At 29.1% G+C, this 21837-nt stretch carries 23 protein-coding genes; 19 read left to right on the forward strand and 4 right to left on the reverse strand.

Annotated features, from left to right (window positions below; genetic code table 11):
• The first annotated feature begins 245 nt into the window (after window positions 1-245).
• The 7 genes from cmk (at window position 246) to codY (ending at window position 6795) form a co-directional block, all read left to right on the forward strand.
• Complete coding sequence (cmk, locus tag O3801_RS00005) at window positions 246-920, forward strand: (d)CMP kinase (protein WP_371453430.1); 675 nt, start codon at window positions 246-248, stop codon at window positions 918-920.
• Window positions 921-939: 19 nt separating this feature from the next.
• Entirely contained in the window at window positions 940-1527 is a 588-nt protein-coding gene (locus O3801_RS00010; protein ID WP_294683402.1) for a lysophospholipid acyltransferase family protein, read from the forward strand.
• A gap of 1 nt (window position 1528) precedes the next feature.
• Window positions 1529-1960 carry an acyl-CoA thioesterase gene (locus O3801_RS00015; protein WP_294683401.1) on the forward strand — a complete coding sequence of 144 codons (432 nt, stop codon included), beginning with the start codon at window positions 1529-1531 and terminating at the stop codon, window positions 1958-1960.
• 255 nt (window positions 1961-2215) lie between these two features.
• The gene (locus O3801_RS00020) at window positions 2216-3367 is read left to right on the forward strand and encodes a cysteine desulfurase family protein (protein WP_371453432.1); all 1152 of its coding nucleotides are present in this window, start codon (window positions 2216-2218) and stop codon (window positions 3365-3367) included.
• The gene (thiI, locus tag O3801_RS00025) at window positions 3357-4607 is read left to right on the forward strand and encodes a tRNA uracil 4-sulfurtransferase ThiI (protein WP_371453434.1); all 1251 of its coding nucleotides are present in this window, start codon (window positions 3357-3359) and stop codon (window positions 4605-4607) included. The genes O3801_RS00020 and thiI overlap by 11 nt, the downstream gene beginning before the upstream one ends.
• 20 nt (window positions 4608-4627) lie before the next feature.
• Complete coding sequence (gene trmFO / locus O3801_RS00030) at window positions 4628-5932, forward strand: FADH(2)-oxidizing methylenetetrahydrofolate--tRNA-(uracil(54)-C(5))-methyltransferase TrmFO (RefSeq protein ID WP_371453436.1); 1305 nt, start codon at window positions 4628-4630, stop codon at window positions 5930-5932.
• A gap of 80 nt (window positions 5933-6012) precedes the next feature.
• Window positions 6013-6795 carry a GTP-sensing pleiotropic transcriptional regulator CodY gene (codY, locus tag O3801_RS00035; RefSeq protein ID WP_294683397.1) on the forward strand — a complete coding sequence of 261 codons (783 nt, stop codon included), beginning with the start codon at window positions 6013-6015 and terminating at the stop codon, window positions 6793-6795.
• An 89-nt stretch (window positions 6796-6884) separates the two neighbouring features.
• Here the strand turns inward: codY and O3801_RS00040 are convergent, their stop codons facing one another.
• From O3801_RS00040 to O3801_RS00050, 3 genes are all read right to left on the reverse strand, one after another.
• Window positions 6885-7289: a thioesterase family protein gene (locus O3801_RS00040; protein ID WP_371453439.1), complete on the reverse strand. Its 405-nt coding sequence runs from the start codon at window positions 7287-7289 to the stop codon at window positions 6885-6887.
• On the reverse strand, window positions 7282-7755 hold the full coding sequence (locus O3801_RS00045) for an NUDIX hydrolase (protein WP_294682463.1): 474 nt from the start codon (window positions 7753-7755) through the stop codon (window positions 7282-7284). Before O3801_RS00045 ends, O3801_RS00040 begins: the two co-directional genes overlap by 8 nt.
• A gap of 92 nt (window positions 7756-7847) precedes the next feature.
• Window positions 7848-8039 (reverse strand): DUF2929 family protein, encoded by a 192-nt coding sequence (locus tag O3801_RS00050; RefSeq protein WP_060914693.1) that lies wholly within the window; start codon window positions 8037-8039, stop codon window positions 7848-7850.
• 254 nt (window positions 8040-8293) lie between these two features.
• On the opposite strand from O3801_RS00050, the gene O3801_RS00055 reads away from it, so the two are divergent.
• The 9 genes from O3801_RS00055 to O3801_RS00095 all read left to right on the forward strand — a co-directional run bounded on the left by O3801_RS00055 (window position 8294) and on the right by O3801_RS00095 (window position 15777).
• Window positions 8294-9178, forward strand: coding sequence for an NUDIX hydrolase N-terminal domain-containing protein (locus O3801_RS00055; protein WP_371453442.1), 885 nt, complete (start codon window positions 8294-8296; stop codon window positions 9176-9178).
• A gap of 27 nt (window positions 9179-9205) precedes the next feature.
• Entirely contained in the window at window positions 9206-9910 is a 705-nt protein-coding gene (locus O3801_RS00060) for a YoaK family protein (RefSeq protein ID WP_371453444.1), read from the forward strand.
• A 174-nt stretch (window positions 9911-10084) separates the two neighbouring features.
• Complete coding sequence (locus O3801_RS00065) at window positions 10085-10984, forward strand: tyrosine-type recombinase/integrase (RefSeq protein ID WP_371453446.1); 900 nt, start codon at window positions 10085-10087, stop codon at window positions 10982-10984.
• A gap of 12 nt (window positions 10985-10996) precedes the next feature.
• Entirely contained in the window at window positions 10997-11698 is a 702-nt protein-coding gene (locus tag O3801_RS00070) for a segregation and condensation protein A (RefSeq protein ID WP_371453448.1), read from the forward strand.
• 1 nt (window position 11699) lies between these two features.
• Entirely contained in the window at window positions 11700-12248 is a 549-nt protein-coding gene (gene scpB / locus O3801_RS00075; RefSeq protein ID WP_060914698.1) for an SMC-Scp complex subunit ScpB, read from the forward strand.
• A 9-nt stretch (window positions 12249-12257) separates the two neighbouring features.
• Window positions 12258-12989 (forward strand): pseudouridine synthase, encoded by a 732-nt coding sequence (locus O3801_RS00080; RefSeq protein ID WP_294682450.1) that lies wholly within the window; start codon window positions 12258-12260, stop codon window positions 12987-12989.
• Window positions 12990-13014: 25 nt separating this feature from the next.
• Window positions 13015-13731 carry a response regulator transcription factor gene (locus tag O3801_RS00085; protein ID WP_371453451.1) on the forward strand — a complete coding sequence of 239 codons (717 nt, stop codon included), beginning with the start codon at window positions 13015-13017 and terminating at the stop codon, window positions 13729-13731.
• Window positions 13732-13742: 11 nt separating this feature from the next.
• On the forward strand, window positions 13743-15044 hold the full coding sequence (locus tag O3801_RS00090) for a MurT ligase domain-containing protein (protein WP_371453453.1): 1302 nt from the start codon (window positions 13743-13745) through the stop codon (window positions 15042-15044).
• Between the two features lie 4 nt (window positions 15045-15048).
• The gene (locus O3801_RS00095; RefSeq protein WP_003145098.1) at window positions 15049-15777 is read left to right on the forward strand and encodes a type 1 glutamine amidotransferase; all 729 of its coding nucleotides are present in this window, start codon (window positions 15049-15051) and stop codon (window positions 15775-15777) included.
• Window positions 15778-15823: 46 nt separating this feature from the next.
• Here O3801_RS00095 and O3801_RS00100 read toward each other — a convergent pair whose 3' ends face one another.
• On the reverse strand, window positions 15824-17065 hold the full coding sequence (locus tag O3801_RS00100) for an aminotransferase class I/II-fold pyridoxal phosphate-dependent enzyme (protein WP_371453455.1): 1242 nt from the start codon (window positions 17063-17065) through the stop codon (window positions 15824-15826).
• 145 nt (window positions 17066-17210) lie between these two features.
• Between O3801_RS00100 and O3801_RS00105 the strand changes: the two genes are divergently transcribed.
• The 3 genes from O3801_RS00105 to lon all read left to right on the forward strand — a co-directional run bounded on the left by O3801_RS00105 (window position 17211) and on the right by lon (window position 21835).
• Window positions 17211-18062, forward strand: a complete 852-nt coding sequence (locus tag O3801_RS00105) for a CPBP family intramembrane glutamic endopeptidase (RefSeq protein ID WP_371453457.1) — start codon at window positions 17211-17213, stop codon at window positions 18060-18062.
• 244 nt (window positions 18063-18306) lie between these two features.
• Entirely contained in the window at window positions 18307-19515 is a 1209-nt protein-coding gene (clpX, locus tag O3801_RS00110) for an ATP-dependent Clp protease ATP-binding subunit ClpX (RefSeq protein ID WP_294682436.1), read from the forward strand.
• 22 nt (window positions 19516-19537) lie between these two features.
• Window positions 19538-21835 (forward strand): endopeptidase La, encoded by a 2298-nt coding sequence (lon, locus tag O3801_RS00115; protein WP_371453459.1) that lies wholly within the window; start codon window positions 19538-19540, stop codon window positions 21833-21835.
• Window positions 21836-21837: the final 2 nt, after the last annotated feature.

The raw sequence follows: 21837 nt of genomic DNA on the forward strand, positions 1-21837 counted from the left end.
TCGCTTAATAAAAGCTTTTTAGATATCTAATAAACTTTGCGGGGGTGACTCTACAAAATCGATTTCTCTGAAATCACGATTTTTGAGTCACTCCTAATGTAAAATTATTTATAGTGTAATATATTTTTTAATTAAATTTATCGATTAATTATAGCTGATAAATTAACTTTTTTCACTTTAATCTAGTGTTTAAAACAACTCTATGCTATAATATATATTGAAAAAATTTGTCTGAGAGGTAAATGATGAAATATGTATCAGTGGCTGTAGATGGGCCAGCAGGATCAGGAAAAAGTACAATAACAAAAATGGTAGCAAAATCATTAGGATTCAACTATGTTGATACTGGTGCAATGTATAGAGCTTTAACGTATAATTTCTTATCTAATGGATTAGATAAATTAGAAGAAGAAATAATTAAAGACTTATTAAGTAAAATTGAATTCAGAGTCGAGTATGTTGAGGGGGTTCAACATGTATATGTTAACGACGAAGAAGTAAGTGATAAAATTAGAACAGCAGAAGTATCGAAATTTACATCGTTATTCGCTAAATCTCCAGCGGTGAGAGATTTCTTAATTGATACTCAAAGAAATCTAGCGAATACTAATAATATTATTATGGATGGTAGAGATATCGCATCTGTAGTGCTTCCAAATGCTGATGTTAAAATTTTCTTAACTGCGTCAGTAGAAGAAAGAGCTAGAAGAAGAGTACTAGATTTCGAGCGTCAAGGTATCGAAAATGTAGATTTTGAAAAAGTAAAAGAAGATATTAAAGCGCGTGATTGGCAAGATGAGAATAGAGATATAGCGCCACTAGTTAAAGTAGATTCGGCTACATTATTAGATACAACAAGCTTAAGTATTGATGAAGTTGTTGAAAAGATGACTGAACTAGTTAAAAGTGTAGAAAAATAGAAATTAGTAGGAGAGTACTATGTATAATTTTATTAGAAAGTTATTAGCACTGTATTATAAAACTTTTTACAAGGTTACTATTGTTAATAAAGAAAAAATCGAGAATGCTAAGGGTGTTGTAATTTCTGGAAATCACTTGAGTAATCATGACCCACTATTATTTCCGGCGTTCTTTGACAAAAAAATACGCTTCATAGCAAAAGAAGAATTGTTTAAAATTATTTTTGTGAAACAGGCTTTAGAAGCTACAGGAGCAATTCCAATTAAGCGTGGAACGTTCGATAGAACTGCTATTAATAATAGTATTAAATTACTTAGAGAAGGTGAAGTTGTTGGGATATTTCCTGAAGGGACACGTTCGCACTCTAAAGAACTAGATTTAGGTGAATCTCATAATGGTGCGTCATTTATAGCGACAAGAGCAAAAACAAAAATTATCCCATTTGCAATTATTCCTAATAAAAATTTCAGAATTTTTTCTAGTATTAAGATTGTAGTTGGGGATGAAATTGATGCAGCTTCTTTAAAAGAAGAAGGCAAGAGTCATGATGAAATTACTGCGATCTTAATGGAAAAGATTTCTGAGTTAATTGCGAAGGAGAAATAAAGTGTACGAAAAAACAATAAAATTCAAATTAGAAAAAAAATTCTTTAATCAAGCAGGTTTCTTAGATAATAAATATGTTTATGATTGGATGAATTTAGCTAAAAAATATTATTTAAATGGTTTAGGAATTGATATTGATTCATTAATAAACTATGATTTATATTATGCTGATATCGATGTTAAATATTCAATTAGATCAAATATTAGATATAATAGTCAAGATATTTTCATTAAAACATGGATAGAAAAACATAGTGGTATTAAAACTATTTTTTCTTATGAATTCTATGTAGACGGGGAAGTTGTGATTCTTGCTACAAGTTCTCACAATATTCTTGGTACTGATAGTGATCGTGCTATTAGAATAGACCGTAATTTACCGAAATGGGATCAAATCCTTAAAGATGTAGTAGGTAATGAATATACAGAGTAAGATTTTTAAAAAATTAGTGAGCAATTAGTAACTATATACATAAAAGATAGTTACTAGTTGTTCATTTTTAATTACACTGTTAGTCACTACAGGAGAAACTTGAATTTTTAATCATCGTTAAGTTACAGTTTGTTTATTTACAATAGCCACTTTAATTGATAAAATATCTATTTTGTTATATACTTTAAGGTGGTTTAAAATGTAATTATTTTAAAATTAGATATTTTTAAAAATAAAAAAAGAAAGGTAGATAGTATGATATATTTAGATAATTGTGCTACAACTAAACCGTATAAAGAAGTACTTGATACATTTGTTGAAGTTAACAATTCATATTTTGGTAACGCTGCTAGTATCAATAAGTTTGGGAAAACAACTAATAAACTTCTTTCAGCTGCCAGAGGACAAGTAGCATCTATCTTACAAGTTGCTGAAGATAGTATATTTTTTACTTCTTGTGCTACTGAAAGTAATAATATAGCTTTACTAGGAAGTGTTGAACATAAGAAAGATTTTGGTAATAGGATTATTGTTTCAAAAATAGAACACCCGTCTGTTTTAGAATCTTTTAGAGAGTTGGAAAGAAGAGGATTTATACTAGACTATTTGAATGTTGATGAAGATGGAGTAGTGGATTTAAATCATCTAAAAACATTATTAACAAAAGAGACAATTCTATTAAGTGTGATGCAAGTTAATAATGTATTTGGAGCAATTCAGCCGATTGAAGAAATTTCAGAAATATTAAAAGATTATCCAAAGGTACACTTTCACGTAGATGGGGTGCAAGGGGTATTAAAAGATAAAATAGATTTATCAAAAGTTGATAGCTATGCAATTTCTGCGCATAAGTTTCACGGAATAAAAGGTGTTGGAGTACTGTACTTAAAATCTAGAAGAACAGTTCACAATATTACTTTTGGTGGAGGTCAAGAAGATGGCTTACGAAGTGGGACTGTTAATGTTGCAGCTGCAGCAAGTCTTGCAAAAGCTCTAAGATTATCACAAGAAAAAGTAGATTCTGTAAAAGTAAAACATAAAGAATTTAAGAATATGATTGTTGAAGGTTTTTCAGAATACAATCACATAGTAATTAATTCTCCATTAAGTGAAAAGTATATTGATTCAATTATAAATATCAGTTTACCTAAGATCAAAGGAGAGGCGATTGTCAATGCTCTTAATGAGAGAGGGATAATGGTATCAACTACTAGTGCATGTTCTTCTAAAACTTTCCATCTAAATGAGGCTCTTTTCGCAAGAGGATTATCGAGAGAGAATATTGAGGGAAGTATTCGAGTAAGTTTTTCAAATGAAACTACTAAAAAGGAAGTAGAAACATTTATCGAAGTGTTTATTGATGAATATAATAAAAAATTTAAAGAGGTAATTGAAAGTGGAATTTAGTCATATTATAGTGAGATATGGAGAACTTACTCTGAAATCTGGTAACAGAAATGAGTTCTTAAAAAAATTAACAAAAAACATACGTTATAATCTTCAAGGTTTAACAGGTTTCCATGTTCAAACTAAAAGAGATAGAATGTATATACATCTAGATCATAATGAAGATGTACAGGAGATTATGGAACGATTAAAGAAAGTTCCAGGTATTCACAACTTTTCTCCAGTATTAAGAGCAGGATTAGATGTTGAAGAAGCTAAAAAAGTTATAGACAGACTTCTAGAAACTAAGTTAGATAAAGAATATAAATTTAAAATTCAAACTAAACGACCAAATAAAAACTTCCCACATAATACAAATGAATTAAACAATGTATTTGGAAGCCATGTTCTAATTAATTATAAGAATTTAAAAGTAAATGTTAAACAACCTGATTTTATAATTAATGTTGAAGTAAGAAGTGAAGGGATTTTTATCTTTACCGACTTTATTAAAGGTGTAGGAGGATTCCCAGTAAATACATCTTCTAAAGCATTGTTATTATTATCTGGAGGAATCGATTCACCAGTAGCGGCTCATACGTTACAAGTAAAAGGTGTAGAAGTTGAAATGATTCACTTCCAATCGCCACCATTTACTTCAGCAGAAGCTTTACAAAAGATTTTTGATTTAACAATTAAATTAAGTCAGGTTGTGGGTAGAATTAAACTTCATGTTGTAAACTTTACTAAGTTACAAACAGAAATTGTAAAACGTGTACCTTCAAATTACACAATGACTTCAACTAGAAGATTCATGTTACGTATTGCTGAAGAAGTAGCGAAAAAAGAAGGTTGTTTAGCAATAGCTACAGGAGAATCACTTGGACAAGTAGCATCTCAAACTCTTGAGTCAATGAATTGTATCAATGAGGTAACTAACTTACCAGTTTTACGTCCATTATTAACTATGGATAAAGTTGATATTATTAAAATTGCACAAGATATTGATACTTTAGAGATTTCCAACTTGCCGTTTGAAGACTGTTGTACAATTTTCACACCTAAAGCTCCAAAAACTAAGCCAAGATTAGAAAAAATCAAAGCTTACGAAGCTCGTGATGATTATTCAGATCTTATCGCTGAAACGCTAGCTAGTGTAGAAACATATTTATTCGATAAGAATGGTAGAGTAGTAACGCAAGACATGAGAGAAAAAGAAGTTAAAAACGAAGAAAAAGAAGATTTTTCAGGATTATTATAATATAGAAAGTGAGATAATTAATGGAAAAAAAAGTAATAGTAATTGGAGCTGGTTTAGCAGGTAGTGAAGCTGCTTGGCAACTAGCAAAACGTGGTGTTAAAGTGGATCTTTATGAGATGAGACCGAAAAAAATGACACCTGCACATAAGACTCAAAACTTTGGAGAATTAGTATGTTCTAACTCATTAAGAGCAAACAATATAACTAATGCTGTAGGTCTTTTAAAAGAAGAAATGAGAATGTTAGATTCTATTATAATTAAATGTGCAGATGCAACACAAGTACCTGCAGGTGGCGCATTAGCCGTAGATAGAGATAAATTCTCAGAGATGATTACTGAAACAATTAAAAATCATCCGAATATTAATGTAATAGGCGAGGAACTTCCAACAATACCTAAAGGTGATATTCCTGTAATTGTTGCGACAGGTCCACTTACATCAGATGCATTAAGCCAAGATATTAGAAATTATACTAAACAAGATGGATTATACTTCTACGATGCTGCGGCTCCTATTATTGAAAAAGATTCAATCGATATGGATAAAGTTTACCTTAAATCAAGATATGATAAAGGTGAAGCTGCATACCTAAACTGCCCGATGACAAAAGAAGAATTCACTAACTTTTATAATGAATTAATAAATGCAGAAGCTGCACCATTAAAAGAATTTGAAAAAGAAATTTATTTTGAAGGTTGCATGCCTTTTGAAGAAATGGCTAAACGTGGTGAAAAAACGTTATTATTTGGACCTATGAAGCCAGTAGGTTTAGAAGATCCAAAAACAGATAAACGTCCATATGCAGTAGTGCAACTACGTCAAGATAATAGCGAAGGAACTTTATATAATATCGTAGGATTCCAAACACACCTAAAATGGGGAGAACAAAAGAGAATTATTAACATGATCCCTGGGTTAGAAAATGCCAATATTGTACGTTATGGTGTTATGCACAGAAATACTTACTTAAATTCTCCGCAATTATTAGAGAAAACATATAGACTAAAAGAGGAGAAAAATATCTACTTTGCTGGTCAAATGACTGGTGTTGAAGGTTATGTTGAAAGTGCAGCTTCTGGAATTGTTGCAGCATTAAATGCTTTATACAATACTGAGGATAAAGAAATAGTATTCCCAACTGAAACTATGATAGGTGCTATGGCAAACTATATTGTAGATAACACTAGTAAAAATTTCCAGCCTATGAATGCGAATTTTGGAATTATTAAACCACTTCCAGAAAGAATTAAGGATAAAAAGGAAAAATATGAAAGATATGCTAAAAGATCTTTAGAATTGTTAGAAAATTTCAAAATTGATTAAATTAATTTCTTAAAAAGTCTTACAATTTATAAAAATTAATGGTATAATAGTCAAGGAAGTATTTTGTAAGGAGAAAATTAATGGCAAGTTTATTACAAAAAACACGAAAAATTAGTACAATTTTACAAGAAGGACGCCATGAAAATGTTGACTTTGAGGCTATGGCAATGCGCTTAAGCCCAATCTTAGATTCAGTCGTGTATATTCTTGATACTGAAGGTAATATACTTGGATACGATTCGATTATTGATTACTCTAATGAGCGAATGGAAAAAATTATTCAAGATAGAAAGGTGCCAAAAGCATACTTAGACGCAACATTAAAAGTGTATGCGACTAAAGTAAATATCCCATTCCAAGATCCATTATCTATCTTCCCTGAGGAAGAACAAGAACGTTTCGAAAGTAACAGTTATACGGTTATCTTACCTATTCGTGGTGGGGGAGATCGTTTAGGAACATTAGTTATTGGTAGAATGGATAGTGATTTTAAGGATGAGGATTTAGTTTTAGCTGAATATGCATCAACAGTAGTAGGAATTGAAATTTTACACGAGAAACAAGATAAAGAGAAAAACTTAGCACGTGATAAAGATATGGTTAATATGGCATTGAATTCATTATCATTCTCTGAAAAAGAAGCTATTGAACATATCTTTAGAGAATTAGATGGAACTGAAGGATTGCTTATCGCAAGTAAAATCGCAGATAGAGTGGGGATTACTAGATCTGTAATCGTTAATGCATTAAGAAAATTAGAAAGTGCTGGAATTATTGAATCTAAGTCTTTAGGTATGAAAGGAACTTATATTAAAGTTCTAAAAGAGTATTTCTTAGAATTAATGTTTTCTAATGAATTTTAATAAGTAAAATTGTAAAAAAAAAAAGAAAGATCGTTTGTGTACGGTCTTTCTTTTTTTGGTTGATTTAGTTTTGAATTAGGTATTTTATATTATTGCAATTTACTTAAGAATTTTTCGTTATTAATTATAACTCTTGTATGAGAAGCATCTCCGATTTTTTTATCTTGCTCGTATGCTTCTAAAGAAAAGATGATTATTTTTTCTTTGATGATTTCAGTTATCTTACCTTGTACTGTTATTTCTTTGCCTACTAGAGTAGGTGCTATGTGATTAATATTTATGTTGCTTCCAACTGAACCTAATTCTTCAGGTAAAAATGTGTTTAAGTATTCTTTTGCAGCATTTTCCATAAATGCAACAAGACTTGGTGTGGCAAATACTTCTAGGTCGCCACTCCCCATACTAATCGCAGTATTATTTTCTTGAACTAAATAAGTTTTTTTAAACTCTTTATTGATTTCTATATTCATAATATTATCCCTCTGTTTATTCATAAAATGTTACTTCATAATCTACAAATTTATTATCTTTGTAATTAAATTTGGCTGAAAAGAATGGTTTTTCTTTTACTAACCAATCTAGAAAGATATAATCACCTTCCCAAGTCTTAATATTTTGTATTTCTGACTTTTTAACCCAAACTAAATCACCTTCGTTGCAGTCTTCGGTTAAAGTACCTTCATAGTTAGTTGCTGTATATACGTATGTGTACCAATCTTTTTCACCATCAAAATTAGGAAATGTGATGATTCCTCTTAATTTAGGTTTAATAATATCTAAATTTGTTTCCTCTTTGACTTCTCTTATTACGCAATCTTCTGGACTTTCTCCTGGTTCAAACTTTCCTCCAACACTGATAGTTAGTCCTTCGTGTATATCATTTTCTTTTTTTGTTCTTTTAAGCATCAGAAAGTTTTGTCCATCATCAACATAACACATAGTTGCTAGTACGTTGTTCATATAATATCTCCTGTATTTAAATAAAAAGTAGGAAGGAGGAAAAACTCCTCGATACCTACTTTATAAAATTTCTATATACTAATTGTTAAAGTTTATTTTTCTTCGCGTTTTTTATCGATACCTACTACGTCAAATAAAGCAGCAAAAATTGTAAATAATACAGCTAAAATTGCGCAGTCACGAATTGTATTGATTTCACCGTTGCTTCCTAAAATAGATGATACGATAAATACTATAACAGCTGAAAATATAAATGACCAAAATAGTGAAATAATATATCTCATTGTTACCACTCCTTAATTTTTATCTACATTAATTATTATACAACTATTCTTACGATCTAGCAAGATTTTTATTGATAAATTGTTTAATAAATATATTGCTTTTAAATATAATTAAATAGGTGTAGAATTAATTTAGTTAAAAATCATTTTGAAATAAATATGTAAATAGTGAAAATGTCTATGGTTTATTTTCAAAAAATCTAGATTAAAATTAAAAATGTGTTATAATATAAACAATAGTAAGGAGAATGCTTATGTACAAAAAAATATACATTGACAAAAATATGGAGCAATTAATATCAGAAGATTTTAAAAGAATATTAATTGATAGCAGTATTCCTTTTGATTTTACAGATGAGTTGAATATTGTTGACAGGAATACGTTATATTTAACTAATGACAAGAACCGACTTAGCAAAAATTTAATAAATGTATTTTTATTAACAAATGACTATGATTTTTTAGATGTAAAAAATTCAATTTTTATAAAAAATATAGAAGATATTGCTAATGTTATAAAAAATGATGTTTGGAAACAATGGGCACAAGAACTACAGTTTTTAGCTCAGTGTAGCCTAGCATATAGTAAAGATAAATTTGATAGAGAACGCTCTGAGAGAATTAGAGAGATTGCTTGTGAAATGTTATCCTTTAAATATGATTTACCTCTAGAAAAGATTAAGATGGATTTTGCAGGAGAGATTGGCTATCAAACGCCTAAGGTGGAAACAAGGGCAGCAGTTATTAAAGATGATAAGATATTATTGGTAAAAGAACAATTTGATGGAAAATGGGCATTACCAGGTGGGTATCAAGATGTTAATGTAAGTATTAGAGAAAATGTAATTAAAGAATCAAGTGAAGAGGCGGGTGCCGTAGTTAATCCGATAAAGGTAGTTGCAGTACTAGATTATAATAGACATCACCATGTCAATTTCCCGTATGGAATGGTTAAGATCTTTGTATTATGTGAGTATATTACGCATAGCTTTAATGAAAATACGGAGACATTAGGAGCGGATTTCTTTTCTCTTGATGAATTACCTGAATTATCTATAACAAGAACTACCAAAAAACAGTTAGAAATGTGTTTTGAATGTTATAAAAATCCTCAAAATTGGGATACAATTTTTGATTAAATTAGACAAGGAGTTGATTTATAAAATATGAATTTGAGAGAGACTTTAATTAATAAAAATCTTCCAGTCCATGAGCAACTAATTTTTTGTTTATTATTAACAGCAGTTGGAGGTTTTTTTGATGCGTATACCTTTGTTAATTGTGATGGAATATTCGCAAATGCCCAAACTGGGAATTTGATTTTTGTTGGTATTGACCTAATCGAAGGGAATTATCGTGATGTTATACATTATTCAATTCCTATTTTATCTTTTATTATAGGGGTATTAGTAAGTAAATTTATTGAGTCGAAGTATAAGGAATTATCAATATTTAAACATATTTATATGTTGTTACTTATTCAGATATTTGCATTACTAGTTATTTTTATAAAATATAAGTTTTTTGGACTAGATATTAGACCAATTGTTATTTCTTTTATTTGTGCTATACAATTTGATGGATTTAGAAAAGTAAATAATTTAGTTTTTGCAAGTGTATTTTGCACTGGGAATTTACGTTCGATGAGTGAACACTTATATAAATTTGTTGTTTTAAAAAAGAAAGAGAGTAAAATTCCATTATTAATATACTTTACTCTTATTTTGGTATTTTTAACAGGGGTAATTTTAGGTGCAGCAATGTCTAAATACTTCATGCATAAAGCGATATTTTTACCTCTAGTTATTATATGTATTAATTTGATTTTTGTTACAATTATTTATCATAAATTTGGAAGAAAAAGAATATAAAATAATAAAATTTCAAGGCGATTTTAGGTAACACTTTTTATCTATGAGAAGCGTCTTGAAATTTTTTATATTTAGCCAAAAATTGTTGTAAATGCATTTACATAAAGTTTTATAGATGTTATAATCAATATAGAAATAAAATTAGGGTAATTTTAATACTAAGGGGGTAATTACATGAGTGAAACAGTATTAAAAAATTTCAATGAATATTTACTAAAAAGAAAAGGATTTTCTACGAATACTATTAATTCATACGATAGAGATTTAAAAAAAATCTTTTTATATTTAGCTGAAAAAGGGTATTCTACTGAAGATTATTCTTGGTTAAATGAAGAGTTTGTGACTAGATATATTGATTATTTAAAAGATAAAGAGTATTCTTCTGCAACACTTTCAAGAACTATTTCTACGGTTCATATTTTTGTGGAGTATTTATGGTCTGCAAAAATTATTCCAAATAGAGTAAATATAGATGTACACATTGATAAAGATGAACATGCTGATTTAGTAATTTTTACAAGACAAGAAATTTCTAAAATCTTAGATATAGAAACAAAGAATCTGATGAACTATCGAGATAAAGCAATATTTGAATTATCTTATTCAATTGGAATTAAACCAACAGAATGTATTAATATAGAACTTGGAGATGTTAATACAAATATAGGGTATATAAAATATAAGAAAAAAGATGGATATAGAACAGTTCCTTTAAACAGGGAATGTGTAGAAGCTCTTGAGAACTATATTGTAGAGTTGAAGAAAGAATATCCAGAAATCAAAGATAACAGCAAGTTATTCTTGAACCACGATGGTGAAAGTATTAGTCGTCAAGGGTTCTGGAAAATTTTCAAAAAACGTCAGCAAGATTTAGGTTTGACAAAAGAATTAAATACTATGAATTTTAGAAATTCTCTAGCTATTCATCTTCTAGAAGAAAAAGTGCCAGCTGAAGAGGTACAAGAATTATTGGGATTAAAAAATATTCATAGTCTAAAATTATATTTCTCTAGTCTTGAGGGAAATAAATCGAAAAGAATGATGACGAATCATCCAAGAAAAACGATTAATTAAAGGAAAAAATAAATGTATAATGTTAACTTAGAGGTTTTTCAAGGTCCACTTGATTTACTTTTGCATTTAATTGAAAAGATGGAGATTGATATTTATAATATTCCAATAGCTCAACTAACAGAAAGTTATTTGGAGTATATTAATAATAGTGATGAATTTTCATTGGAAAATGCAGAAGAATATATTGTAATGGCTGCAACATTACTACATATAAAAAGTAAAAATTTACTTCCTAAGTTTGAAGACGAAACTATAGAAGATGAAGAGGATTTGGTTCAACAACTTCTAGATTATAAAAATTATAAAGAACTTAGTGAAAAACTGGATAATCTTCAAAAAATTCGAGCACAATACTTAGATAAAGAAAGTGTAAGTATTGAAGTAGAAGCTAATGTTAAAAATCTTAGAATACCATCTTCAAAATTACTTAGAGCAATGGAAAATATCCTTAGGTCTTTAGATGATGTAGAAGACGAGGTTTCATTAATTAGCTATAGGAGAGAAGTTTCATTTGAACAAGTAAAAGAAGAACTAAAAGATAAGTTTAAAAATAAGGGAAATATATCATTTTTCGAATTGATTAAATCATATTCACAAAAAAATGAGGTTGTTCTAGTATTTATGGGAATATTGGCAATGATTAAAGACCAAGAATTGCTATGTGTTGACAAAGATAGTGGAATCATTCTAGAATATAAATCAAAGGAAAATTAATATGTTATTAGATGAAATAAAAAAAATAATAGAGGCTTTACTTTTTATGAAAGGTGAAGAGGGTCTTAATATAGAGTATTTTTCAACTTTTATGGAAGTTGAGCCACATGAAGCTGAAAATATGTTAAATGTATTTTGTGAAGAGTACAATAAGTTTAATAATTCTTTAATTATTAAAAAATTTGGAACTACATACAAAATGCTAATAAGAGATGAAATGGCTGAAATAATCAAAAAAGCTGTAATATCTAAAAACCTTGTAAAGTTATCTAAGGCTTCTTTGGAAACTTTAGCGATTATCGCGTATAATCAGCCGATAACAAAAATTCAAATTGATAAAATAAGGGGTGTAAGTAGTGATTCTATATTACACTCTCTTGTTAGTAAAGAGCTTATAGTTTCGAACAAAACTTTAGATACTATTGGTAAACCGAAGTTATACGAAACAACAGATCTATTTTTAGATGTTTTTGGATTAGAGAGTTTAGAACAATTACCTAAATCGGAAATTGTTACTAACGAACAGATAAATAAATTTTTACAAAATTAGGAGGACAACATGGCAGAAAGATTGCAAAAATTAATAGCTGCATCTGGATATACATCAAGAAGAAAGGCTGAGCAACTTATTCTTGATGGAAAAGTAAGTGTAAATGGTGAAGTAGTAAAAGAGCTAGGGGTTAAAGCAGAACCTAGTGATATTATTATTGTAGAAGGTGTGCGTTTATTAAAGGAAAATAAAAGATATTATTTATTCTACAAACCTGAAAAAGTAATTACTTCAATGTCTGATGAAAAAGATAGAACATGTGTAAAAGACTTTTTTGAGAATGTTAATGAACGTGTAGTACCAGTAGGTAGATTAGACTACGATACATCAGGTGCACTTATTATGTCAAATGATGGTGAGTTTATCAATTTAATAACACACCCTAAACATAAGATTAAAAAAACATATGTTGCAAAAATTAATGGGAAATTAGAAGAGCATCACCTAAGAATACTTCGTAACGGTGTTAGAATTGATAATTATAAAACTGCAAAAGCTGAAGTTAATGTTGTTAAAAATAAAAACAAGAGCGGTAATACTCTAGTGAGATTAACAATACATGAAGGGAAAAATCGTCAAGTAAGAAGAATGTTCGAAGCATTAGGGTATGAGGTGATTAAATTAAAACGTGAATCTATCGAAGACCTAACGTTAGAAGGATTAAAAAAAGGTGAATATAGACCTCTTACTATTCATGAAGTGAAACGACTTATTAATAAGGCTAAGAATGGTGAGAAGTAAATAAAAAATTAGGAAGTGATGTATAGTGGCAGAGAGAATATTAATAATAGATGATGAGGAAAGAATAAGAAAATTATTAATAATGTATCTTGAAAAAGAAGGATATATTGTCGATGAAGCTAGTAATGGTCATGATGGTTTAGAAAGATTGAAATATATGGACTATTCTTGCGTGCTTCTAGATGTTCAATTACCAATGTTAAATGGAAAATCTATTTTATCAGAACTTAGAAAAACTAAAGCTACACCAGTAATAATTATGTCGGGGCAGGCAGACGAACAGAGTAGAGTAGAAGGATTCGAGTTAGGGGCAGATGATTATGTAATTAAGCCTTTTAGCCCAAGAGAATTGATGCTAAGAATTAAAGCTATTCTGCAACGTACTAAGAGAAGTGTGTTTTATACTCCAGAACTTTATGCAAAAGATGTACTTGTTTTTCCTGGTTTAATCATTGACGTGAATTCTCATAAGGTTATAGTTGATGATAGTGAAGTGTTATTAACACCGAAAGAGTTTGACCTTTTACTATTTTTGGCTAAATCTCCAGATAAAGCATTTAAACGTAATGAGATATTGCGTGCTGTTTGGGATTATGATTTTTATTCCGATCTTAGAACTGTAGATACGCATATTAAACGAGTTAGGAAAAAATTTGATAAAATATCTCCGATAGTTGCTCAGATGATTGTAACTGTTTGGGGTATAGGATATAAATTTGATACATCACAAAATAGTCTATAAAAGGAGAAAATATGCTAGCATTTTATAGAAATTTAGCAAAGTTAACTAGAACTGCAAGTAAATTAGCAGGAAAAAAGGGAACAGATTTACCAGGTAAGGTACTAAGAAAAGTAAATGACAATGTCCTTACTAAATTAGCTAGTGATTTCGATGAAATTGTTTTTGTAACAGGGACTAATGGAAAAACGACAACATCAAATCTTATAGGTCATACTTTAAGAGCTGCTGGTGAAAACTTTATTAATAATTTTGAAGGAGCAAATATGTTAGATGGTATTATCTCAACGTTTGCTATTCAAGGGAGAAATAATACTAAATTAGCCATTATTGAAATTGATGAAGGTTCCATTAAACGTGTTATGAAATATATTACACCAACAAAATTTGTTATCAATAATTTCTTTAGAGATCAGATTGATAGATTTGGAGAAATTGATACTCTTATTGCTACAATTGGAGAACAACTTGAAGGGAAAAAAATCCAGTTAATCTTAAATAGTGATGATCCTTTTGTTACAAGACTTTCTAAGTATGGTGAAGATAATATTTATTTTGGAATTGCAAAGGATGCATATCAATTTTCTGATTTTGGAATTTCTGAATCAAAATTCTGTCCAAATTGCGGTATGGAGTTGATTTATGATCATGTTCATTATAGTCAACTTGGGTTTTACCATTGTTCTAAATGTGATTTTGAACATCAAAATGTAAATTATGAAGTTACAAAAGCAACTGTTGAACCATTTATTAATATGAGCGTAAATAATGGAGAAGCGATTGAGACAAAACTTGCTGGAGATTATAATATTTATAATCTACTTGCCGCATATTCTTTACTAAAAGAATTAGGTTTATCTGAAGACAAAATTAAAAAAGGTTTAGGGACATATACTCCTACCAACGGACGTATGCAAAGTATAAGTTTTGCTAACGGATCTACAGTGTTATTAAATCTTGCAAAAAATCCAGCTGGATTAAATGCGTCATTAGCTATTGCTAATTCGATTAAGGAAGAAATAAATTACTTATTAGTGCTTAATGATAATGGGGCTGATGGAATTGATATATCATGGATATGGGATACAGACTTTGATATATTATTAGGTCAAAATATTAACAATATTGTATGTTCAGGAAAAAGAGCAAAAGAATTAGCATTAAGATTAAAATATTGTGGAATTAACGCTAATGTTGTAGTGAATGAGGATATACCAGAAGCTGTAGCTAAACTGAAAAGTTATAATGAAAAGTATGCAATTGCTATTCCGAACTACACAGCATTAGTAGAAACTCAAAGAGAATTGGAGAAATAATTCTATGGATTTAAAATTATATCATTTTATGCCAGATAAATTAAATTTATATGGTGATATAGGTAATGTTATCGCATTAAAGAAACGTTGTGAATGGCGTGGAATTAATCTTGAGATTGAAAATATCACTTCAACTGATGGAGTGAAATTAACAGATTGTGATATGTTCTTTATTGGAGGAGGATCTGATAGAGAGCAGTGTATAGCGACAGAGCAATTTAGTAAGATTAAGAATGAATTTAAATCTGCTATTGAAGATGGAATTCCAGCTCTTACTATTTGTGGTGGTTATCAATTTCTTGGTGAGTATTATAAAACTGTAGATGGTGACAAACTTCCAGGATTAAATATACTAGATTTCTACACAGAGTCAAAAAAAGATGCACCGCGTCTTATAGGTAATATACTAGTTGAATCTGAAAAATTTGGTAATATAGTAGGATTTGAGAATCATGGTGGAAGAACATACCACAATTATGAAACTCTAGGTAATGTAGTGGTTGGATATGGAAATAATGATGAAGATAAAAAAGAAGGAATTCTTTATAATAATCTTATTGGAACTTATCTTCATGGTCCAATTTTACCTAAGAACCCTAATGTAACAGATTATTTAATCAAAGCTGCATTAGATAATAAATATGGAACTTATGACTTTATTGAATTAAACAATGATATAGAGTTAAATGCCAATAAACACATGGTCGAGTTATTAAAAAAATCTGTAAAATAAATAATAAAACTAGGTGATTCCTTATTTGATTCACCTAGTTTTATTTTTAAAATTGTTGGATACATTCTTTGAATTTAGTTATTAATTCAGGAATTAGTTCTTTATCTAAGCATGAAAATGCTATTCTTATATGTTCATCATCCATAGAATATACCCCGTACTTGTATTCGTTTAGGAATTTTAGTCTAAATTCGTGAGCATTAATTGTGTTTGGTAGTTTAATAGTGAAGAAATAACCAGAGTTGAATGGTAAGATTGTGACTAGTGTATCTATTTTTTCTTTAGCGATAGCTGATTTAAGTTCGTTGTATCTATCTTGGATAATACTGTCATTTTGTTCTTTTTCTTTAATTGATTCTTTATTATCTAATAATCTTATTGCAATTTGTTGAGATAAGTTTGAAGGAGAAGATGTAGTACTTCTTAAGAATCCTTGAGTTTTTTCTAAAAGTTTTTGTCGTAAAGGTGCATCTTTTGTGTAATATGTGATGAATCCTACACGTAATCCCCAACTATAATATTCTTTAGTGATTCCGTCTAATTTAACTATTAAGCAGTTAGAATTCTCTGCAAGTTTATATGTTGCACTAAGAGTAGGAGTTTTGTGATTATCCTCGAAAAATAGTCCGAAGTATGCATCATCAGAAACGATGATAAGTTGTTTATTTGGTTGCTCTTTAGCAAAAATATTAATTACTTCAACTAATTGAGTTAATTCATCATCTGATGGTGTATACCCTGTTGGGTTATTTGGGAAGTTTAATATTAATGAAATTTTATCTTCTTTTATACCATAGAGTGCTGTTTTAAAGTTTTCAATGCTAAATTTATTATTTTCATCAAATTGATTGTATTTATAAATGTTATTACCTAACTTAATAGTGTATATTTGTGCATAGTTTTGCCAAAATAAATTTGGTAAAAGTAGTGCATCGCCCGCTTCACTAAATAAGTTTGCTGCAATGTCAATACCTTGAGTAATTCCTGTTGTTACCATTGGTAAAGATAAATATTCATTATTAATTTTTGGGTTATCTTTTAAGATTTTTTCTTTCCATAATTCTCTCATTTTTGGTAATCCTGGTGTTGGAGAATATGGTAAATATTCTGAATTATTAATTTCTGTTATTACTTTGTTAATTGACGGTAATGCCATCGCTTTTTTATTTGCTGTAGCAATACCGATAGTGGCATTTATTGCGCCTGCAACTGCTGCTGTTTCTTTCGATTGAATTAGTACGTCTTGAGGTAAAATAATATTTTCACCTAATTTTGAAAAAAATGACATAGTATTCCTCCTATTTCGTATATAAATTAATTATACCACTAATAACTGATTACTAAAAGATTTTAACAAGAGTATTTTTTAATCGTAGATAAAATTTGCTATTTGTGTTAGGATAGTAATATCTGATTAAAGTAGGAGAATTTGAATGAAAAGTGTAGATTTATTAAAAAACAAAGGTGTAATGAATTTTACTCCGATATTCTTACTGATTATTGTATATTCATTTTTACAAGGGATACTATTTGAATATGTCTTTAAAAATATAGTTGGTTATAATATTAAATCAGTTTTATGTTCATATATATTTTCAGCTGTTATTTTATTACTTTTTGTTAAATATTTTGAAAAAACAACGTTTGAATATTTTGGTTTTAGTAAAGAAAATTATTTAGAAGCTATTAAAGTAGGGACAGGATTAGCTATATTTAGTATTGTAGGAATAGTAGCTATTTTATTGATGTCGGATAACCTATCTCTATCCTTATCAAAGGATTTAAAAATTGGTATAATAATTATTCTTATAATACTAGTTTTAATACAAGGCTTTTTAGAAGAGGTTGTTTTTAGAGGGTATTTAATGACTAGATTAGCAGCGAAAAAAGGAAAATGGATTGCTATTATATTAAGTTCGATTTTTTACTTAGTATTTCGCATGTCTAATCCAAGTACATCAAAATTAGATTTAATAAATATATTTTTAATATCAATTGTGATGTCATTATTATATTGGTATTATGATAATATTTTAGTTATTGCAATTTTTCATGCTTTCTGGAATTGTATATCTGGTGTAGTATTTGGATTTAATATAAGTGGGATTAAAGTATCCGATACAATATTTACTGTTGACGCAATTAGTGATAAGCAAATACTAACTGGAGGAAGTTATGGAATAGAAGGTAGTATTATTGCTACAGTTTTCTTTGCTATTTTAGGACTTTTAGTGTATATGGGCTTGTATTTAAAAATGTTTAGAAGAATTGCGAAAAATAAATAGAAATTGAATAAGATATAAAATTTTAAGTTTTGAATTTTATATCTTATTTTTTATTTGGAAAAATACAAATAGATATGTTATATTACCTTCTAATAGTACTTATATTAATTATTTTGTAGTACTATTTGCTAGAAAATATAGTTAGAATATGTTATAATAATGTGTATCTTTTTGGGCTTTATATCGCTTTGATAATAAAAAGATAATAAGATATAAGAAAAGTTCAATAATGCGAGGTGTAATTATGGTTAAAAATAAAGATGAAGTAAGATGTTCATTTTGTGGAAAAAATACTAACGAAGTTTTTAAAATGATTGCTGGGAATGACGTATTTATATGTGATGAGTGCGTTGATTTATGCTCAGATATTATCGAAGAAGAAATTGACTATAGAAATGCGAAAAATAAACCAGTGTTTAAGTTATTAGAACCTCAAAAAATCATGGAGCACTTGAATGAATATGTAATCAGTCAGGATAAAGCAAAAAAATCTGTAGCGGTAGCTGTTTATAATCATTATAAAAGAATTATAGCTAAAGAAAATAATGATATTGAATTACAAAAGAGTAATATTGCTTTAATAGGTAGCACAGGATCAGGGAAAACATTAATAGCTCAAACATTAGCGAAGATGCTTGATGTACCTTTTGCGATTTCTGATGCAACTACATTAACAGAAGCAGGATATGTAGGTGAAGATGTTGAGAATATTCTTCTTCGACTTATCCAAAGTGCAAATTATGATATAGAAAGAGCTGAAAAAGGTATTATCTATATCGATGAGATTGATAAAATCGCTAAAAAAGGTGAGAATGTTTCAATAACTCGTGATGTTTCTGGGGAAGGTGTTCAACAAGCTCTTCTTAAAATTTTAGAAGGTACTGTTGCTAGTGTTCCACCACAAGGAGGAAGAAAACACCCAGGTGAAGAAATGATAAAAATAAATACGAAGAACATATTATTCATCATTGGGGGTGCATTCTCAGGTATTGAAGAAATCATTAAACGTCGTCTTGGGGAAAAAGTTATTGGTTTTTCTAAGAGTGATGAGTTAAATGACAATGAGGATATCATTTCTAAAGTAAAACATGAAGATCTAGTTAAGTTTGGTATGATTCCAGAATTTATAGGGCGTATTCCTGTAGTATGTTATCTTGAAGAACTAGATGAAAAAGATTTAGTTAGGGTTTTAACTGAGCCTAAGAATTCGGTAGTTAAACAATATGAATATTTATTTGAACTTGATGGAGTAAAACTAGTATTTGAAAAAGAAGCATTAGAAGAAATTGCTAAAGAATCGATTAAGAGAAAAACAGGAGCTCGAGGCTTACGTTCTATTATCGAAGAGCTGCTTTTAGATGTAATGTTTGAAATTCCAAGTAAAAAAGATATTAAAACATGCACGGTAACACGTGATAATGTAATTAATAAAACAAAACCAATTTTAAAATAAATAGGTTAGAGAGGAGTTCGTTTTGACAAAATATTATTTATTAGAGAATAGAGATTTATTCTTTCCGTCTAATACTTATACAATAGATGTAACGGACAAAAAATTTTTAAAAACGATAAAAACTGTAAAAAAAGATAAAATTCCAGTTTTTGTAACGTATAAGAGAAAACCAATTGATAGCTATGATGATTCATTTTCTGAAGAGGATGTATTTGATAGTAATGGGTTCAATGTTTTCTTTGGGACATATGGTCAACTTACAATTGATAAAAAAAATAAAAAATATGAATATCACTGCTATGGTATAGCTGAGGTTAAAAGTGGAGTGTATAACAATAATCTTGTAGAGCACTTAGATATCAATATAAGAGAAGTTGTGGATAATGGATTTGATAAAGAAGGGTTATTAAATAGCATTAAAACAAAGTTTGAAAGTTATTTAAAAAGAGAAAACTTTGATATAGATTACTATAAAACTGACGATTTAGAAAAATTCATTAATAAAAATATTAAATTCTTCCCAATTGATAAAATGCTAAAACAAAGAGTATTGTTTTTACTAGATTTAGAGAAAAAAGCAATATTCTTAAATAGAAGTCTAGAAGCATTCTTAGTTGGTAATAGTTTTAAACGAGAAATTGATGAAAAAGTTCGTACAAATATAGATAATCAACAGAAAGAATACTTTTTACGTGAACAGATGAAAGTAGTTCAAGATGAACTAAGACAAATTTCACCTGAGGATGATGATATTGAAAAAATTCGTCAGGCGATTAATGAAATCGAATTATCTGAGGAAGATAAAGCAGTACTATTAAAAGAAGTAGATCGTTTAGAAAAAACACCTGTTATGAGTCCAGAACACTCAATTATAAGAACATATCTGGATACAGTAATAGCTTTACCTTGGAACACATTAACAGCAGATGAAATAGATATAAAAAATGCTGAAAAAATTCTTAATGAAGATCACTATGGTCTAGAAAAAATAAAAGAAAGAATTTTAGAATTCTTAGCTGTTAAAAAGTTACGTGATGATATGAAGTCACCAATATTATGTTTATCAGGACCTCCGGGTGTTGGTAAGAGTTCATTAGCTAAGTCAATTGCCGCTTCTATGGGAAGAAGTTTTGTACGTATATCTCTAGGAGGGGTTCATGACGAAGCTGAAATTCGTGGTCATAGAAGAACATATCTAGGTGCATTACCAGGTAAGATTATTCAGTCGCTGAAAAAAATTAAAACTAAGAATCCTGTAATATTATTAGATGAAATTGATAAAATGGCATCTGATATTAAAGGAGATCCAGCAGCTGCGATGCTAGAAGTAATTGATCCTGCACAAAACAATGAGTTTGTGGATCACTATCTAGATATTCCTTTTGATTTATCAAAAGTTCTATTTATTGCTACAGCAAATAACCTAAGTTTAATTCCGGCACCGCTTAGAGATAGAATGGAAGTTATCGAATTAGAATCATATACAATTAAAGAAAAAGAAAATATTGCTGCTAAATATTTAATTCCACGTCAAATTAAAGAGAATGGTCTGAAAAAAGGACAAATTACTTTCAGTAAACAAGCCATTAATAAAATAATTAATGGTTATACTTATGAAGCGGGAGTAAGGAATTTAGAGCGTGTTTTCGGAGCTATCTGTAGAAAAGCTGCTTTAAAAGTTCTTCAAGGTGAAGAAAAAATTAAAGTTGGAGTTAATAACCTAGAAGATTTTGCCGGTCCTGAAAAATATAGTGGAAAAGATAAGAATGTAAAACCAGAGATTGGATTAGTTAATGGATTAGCGTATACTGTAGTTGGTGGAGATACATTGGAGATTGAAACAAGTATCTCAAAAGGTACAGGTAAAATTATCCTTACTGGTAAACTAGGCGATGTAATGAAAGAATCAGCTCAAATGGCAATTTCGTTCTTACGCTCTAATGCAGAAAAACTAGGAATTGAAGATGTTAATTTTTCAGAAATTGATATACATCTACATGTACCGGAAGGAGCAGTTCCTAAAGATGGTCCATCAGCAGGTATTACGATTACTACTTCAGTATATTCAGCTTTAACTAAAAAGCCAGTTGATAATAACATTGCGATGACTGGAGAGATGACTCTACATGGTAAAGTACTGCCAATCGGTGGGGTTAAAGAGAAAATCTTAAGTTCTGAAAAAATGAATATTAACACTATTATTATTCCAACTAAGAATAAAAAAGATTTAATTGATATACCTGAAGAAGTTCTTGAAAAATTAACTATTCACGCAGTAGACAATATTCAAGAAGTGTTTAAAATAGTATTTGGAGAATAATA

This window comes from Gemella sp. 27098_8_149 (assembly GCF_041433745.1).
Lineage (GTDB): Bacteria > Bacillota > Bacilli > Staphylococcales > Gemellaceae > Gemella.

What these genes read in the sequence shown, in the direction of transcription:
- O3801_RS00080 (WP_294682450.1), top strand. Translation starts at nt 12,258, where the DNA reads ATGGCAGAAAGATTGCAAAAATTAATAGCTGCATCTGGATATACATCA.
- cmk (WP_371453430.1), top strand. Translation starts at nt 246, where the DNA reads ATGAAATATGTATCAGTGGCTGTAGATGGGCCAGCAGGATCAGGAAAA.
- O3801_RS00065 (WP_371453446.1), top strand. Translation starts at nt 10,085, where the DNA reads ATGAGTGAAACAGTATTAAAAAATTTCAATGAATATTTACTAAAAAGA.
- O3801_RS00050 (WP_060914693.1), bottom strand. Translation starts at nt 8,039, where the DNA reads ATGAGATATATTATTTCACTATTTTGGTCATTTATATTTTCAGCTGTT.
- O3801_RS00100 (WP_371453455.1), bottom strand. Translation starts at nt 17,065, where the DNA reads ATGTCATTTTTTTCAAAATTAGGTGAAAATATTATTTTACCTCAAGAC.
- O3801_RS00040 (WP_371453439.1), bottom strand. Translation starts at nt 7,289, where the DNA reads ATGAATAAACAGAGGGATAATATTATGAATATAGAAATCAATAAAGAG.
- O3801_RS00070 (WP_371453448.1), top strand. Translation starts at nt 10,997, where the DNA reads ATGTATAATGTTAACTTAGAGGTTTTTCAAGGTCCACTTGATTTACTT.
- O3801_RS00095 (WP_003145098.1), top strand. Translation starts at nt 15,049, where the DNA reads ATGGATTTAAAATTATATCATTTTATGCCAGATAAATTAAATTTATAT.
- codY (WP_294683397.1), top strand. Translation starts at nt 6,013, where the DNA reads ATGGCAAGTTTATTACAAAAAACACGAAAAATTAGTACAATTTTACAA.
- O3801_RS00105 (WP_371453457.1), top strand. Translation starts at nt 17,211, where the DNA reads ATGAAAAGTGTAGATTTATTAAAAAACAAAGGTGTAATGAATTTTACT.
- scpB (WP_060914698.1), top strand. Translation starts at nt 11,700, where the DNA reads ATGTTATTAGATGAAATAAAAAAAATAATAGAGGCTTTACTTTTTATG.
- O3801_RS00060 (WP_371453444.1), top strand. Translation starts at nt 9,206, where the DNA reads ATGAATTTGAGAGAGACTTTAATTAATAAAAATCTTCCAGTCCATGAG.
- clpX (WP_294682436.1), top strand. Translation starts at nt 18,307, where the DNA reads ATGGTTAAAAATAAAGATGAAGTAAGATGTTCATTTTGTGGAAAAAAT.
- O3801_RS00055 (WP_371453442.1), top strand. Translation starts at nt 8,294, where the DNA reads ATGTACAAAAAAATATACATTGACAAAAATATGGAGCAATTAATATCA.
- O3801_RS00020 (WP_371453432.1), top strand. Translation starts at nt 2,216, where the DNA reads ATGATATATTTAGATAATTGTGCTACAACTAAACCGTATAAAGAAGTA.
- O3801_RS00010 (WP_294683402.1), top strand. Translation starts at nt 940, where the DNA reads ATGTATAATTTTATTAGAAAGTTATTAGCACTGTATTATAAAACTTTT.
- O3801_RS00090 (WP_371453453.1), top strand. Translation starts at nt 13,743, where the DNA reads ATGCTAGCATTTTATAGAAATTTAGCAAAGTTAACTAGAACTGCAAGT.
- trmFO (WP_371453436.1), top strand. Translation starts at nt 4,628, where the DNA reads ATGGAAAAAAAAGTAATAGTAATTGGAGCTGGTTTAGCAGGTAGTGAA.
- O3801_RS00045 (WP_294682463.1), bottom strand. Translation starts at nt 7,755, where the DNA reads ATGAACAACGTACTAGCAACTATGTGTTATGTTGATGATGGACAAAAC.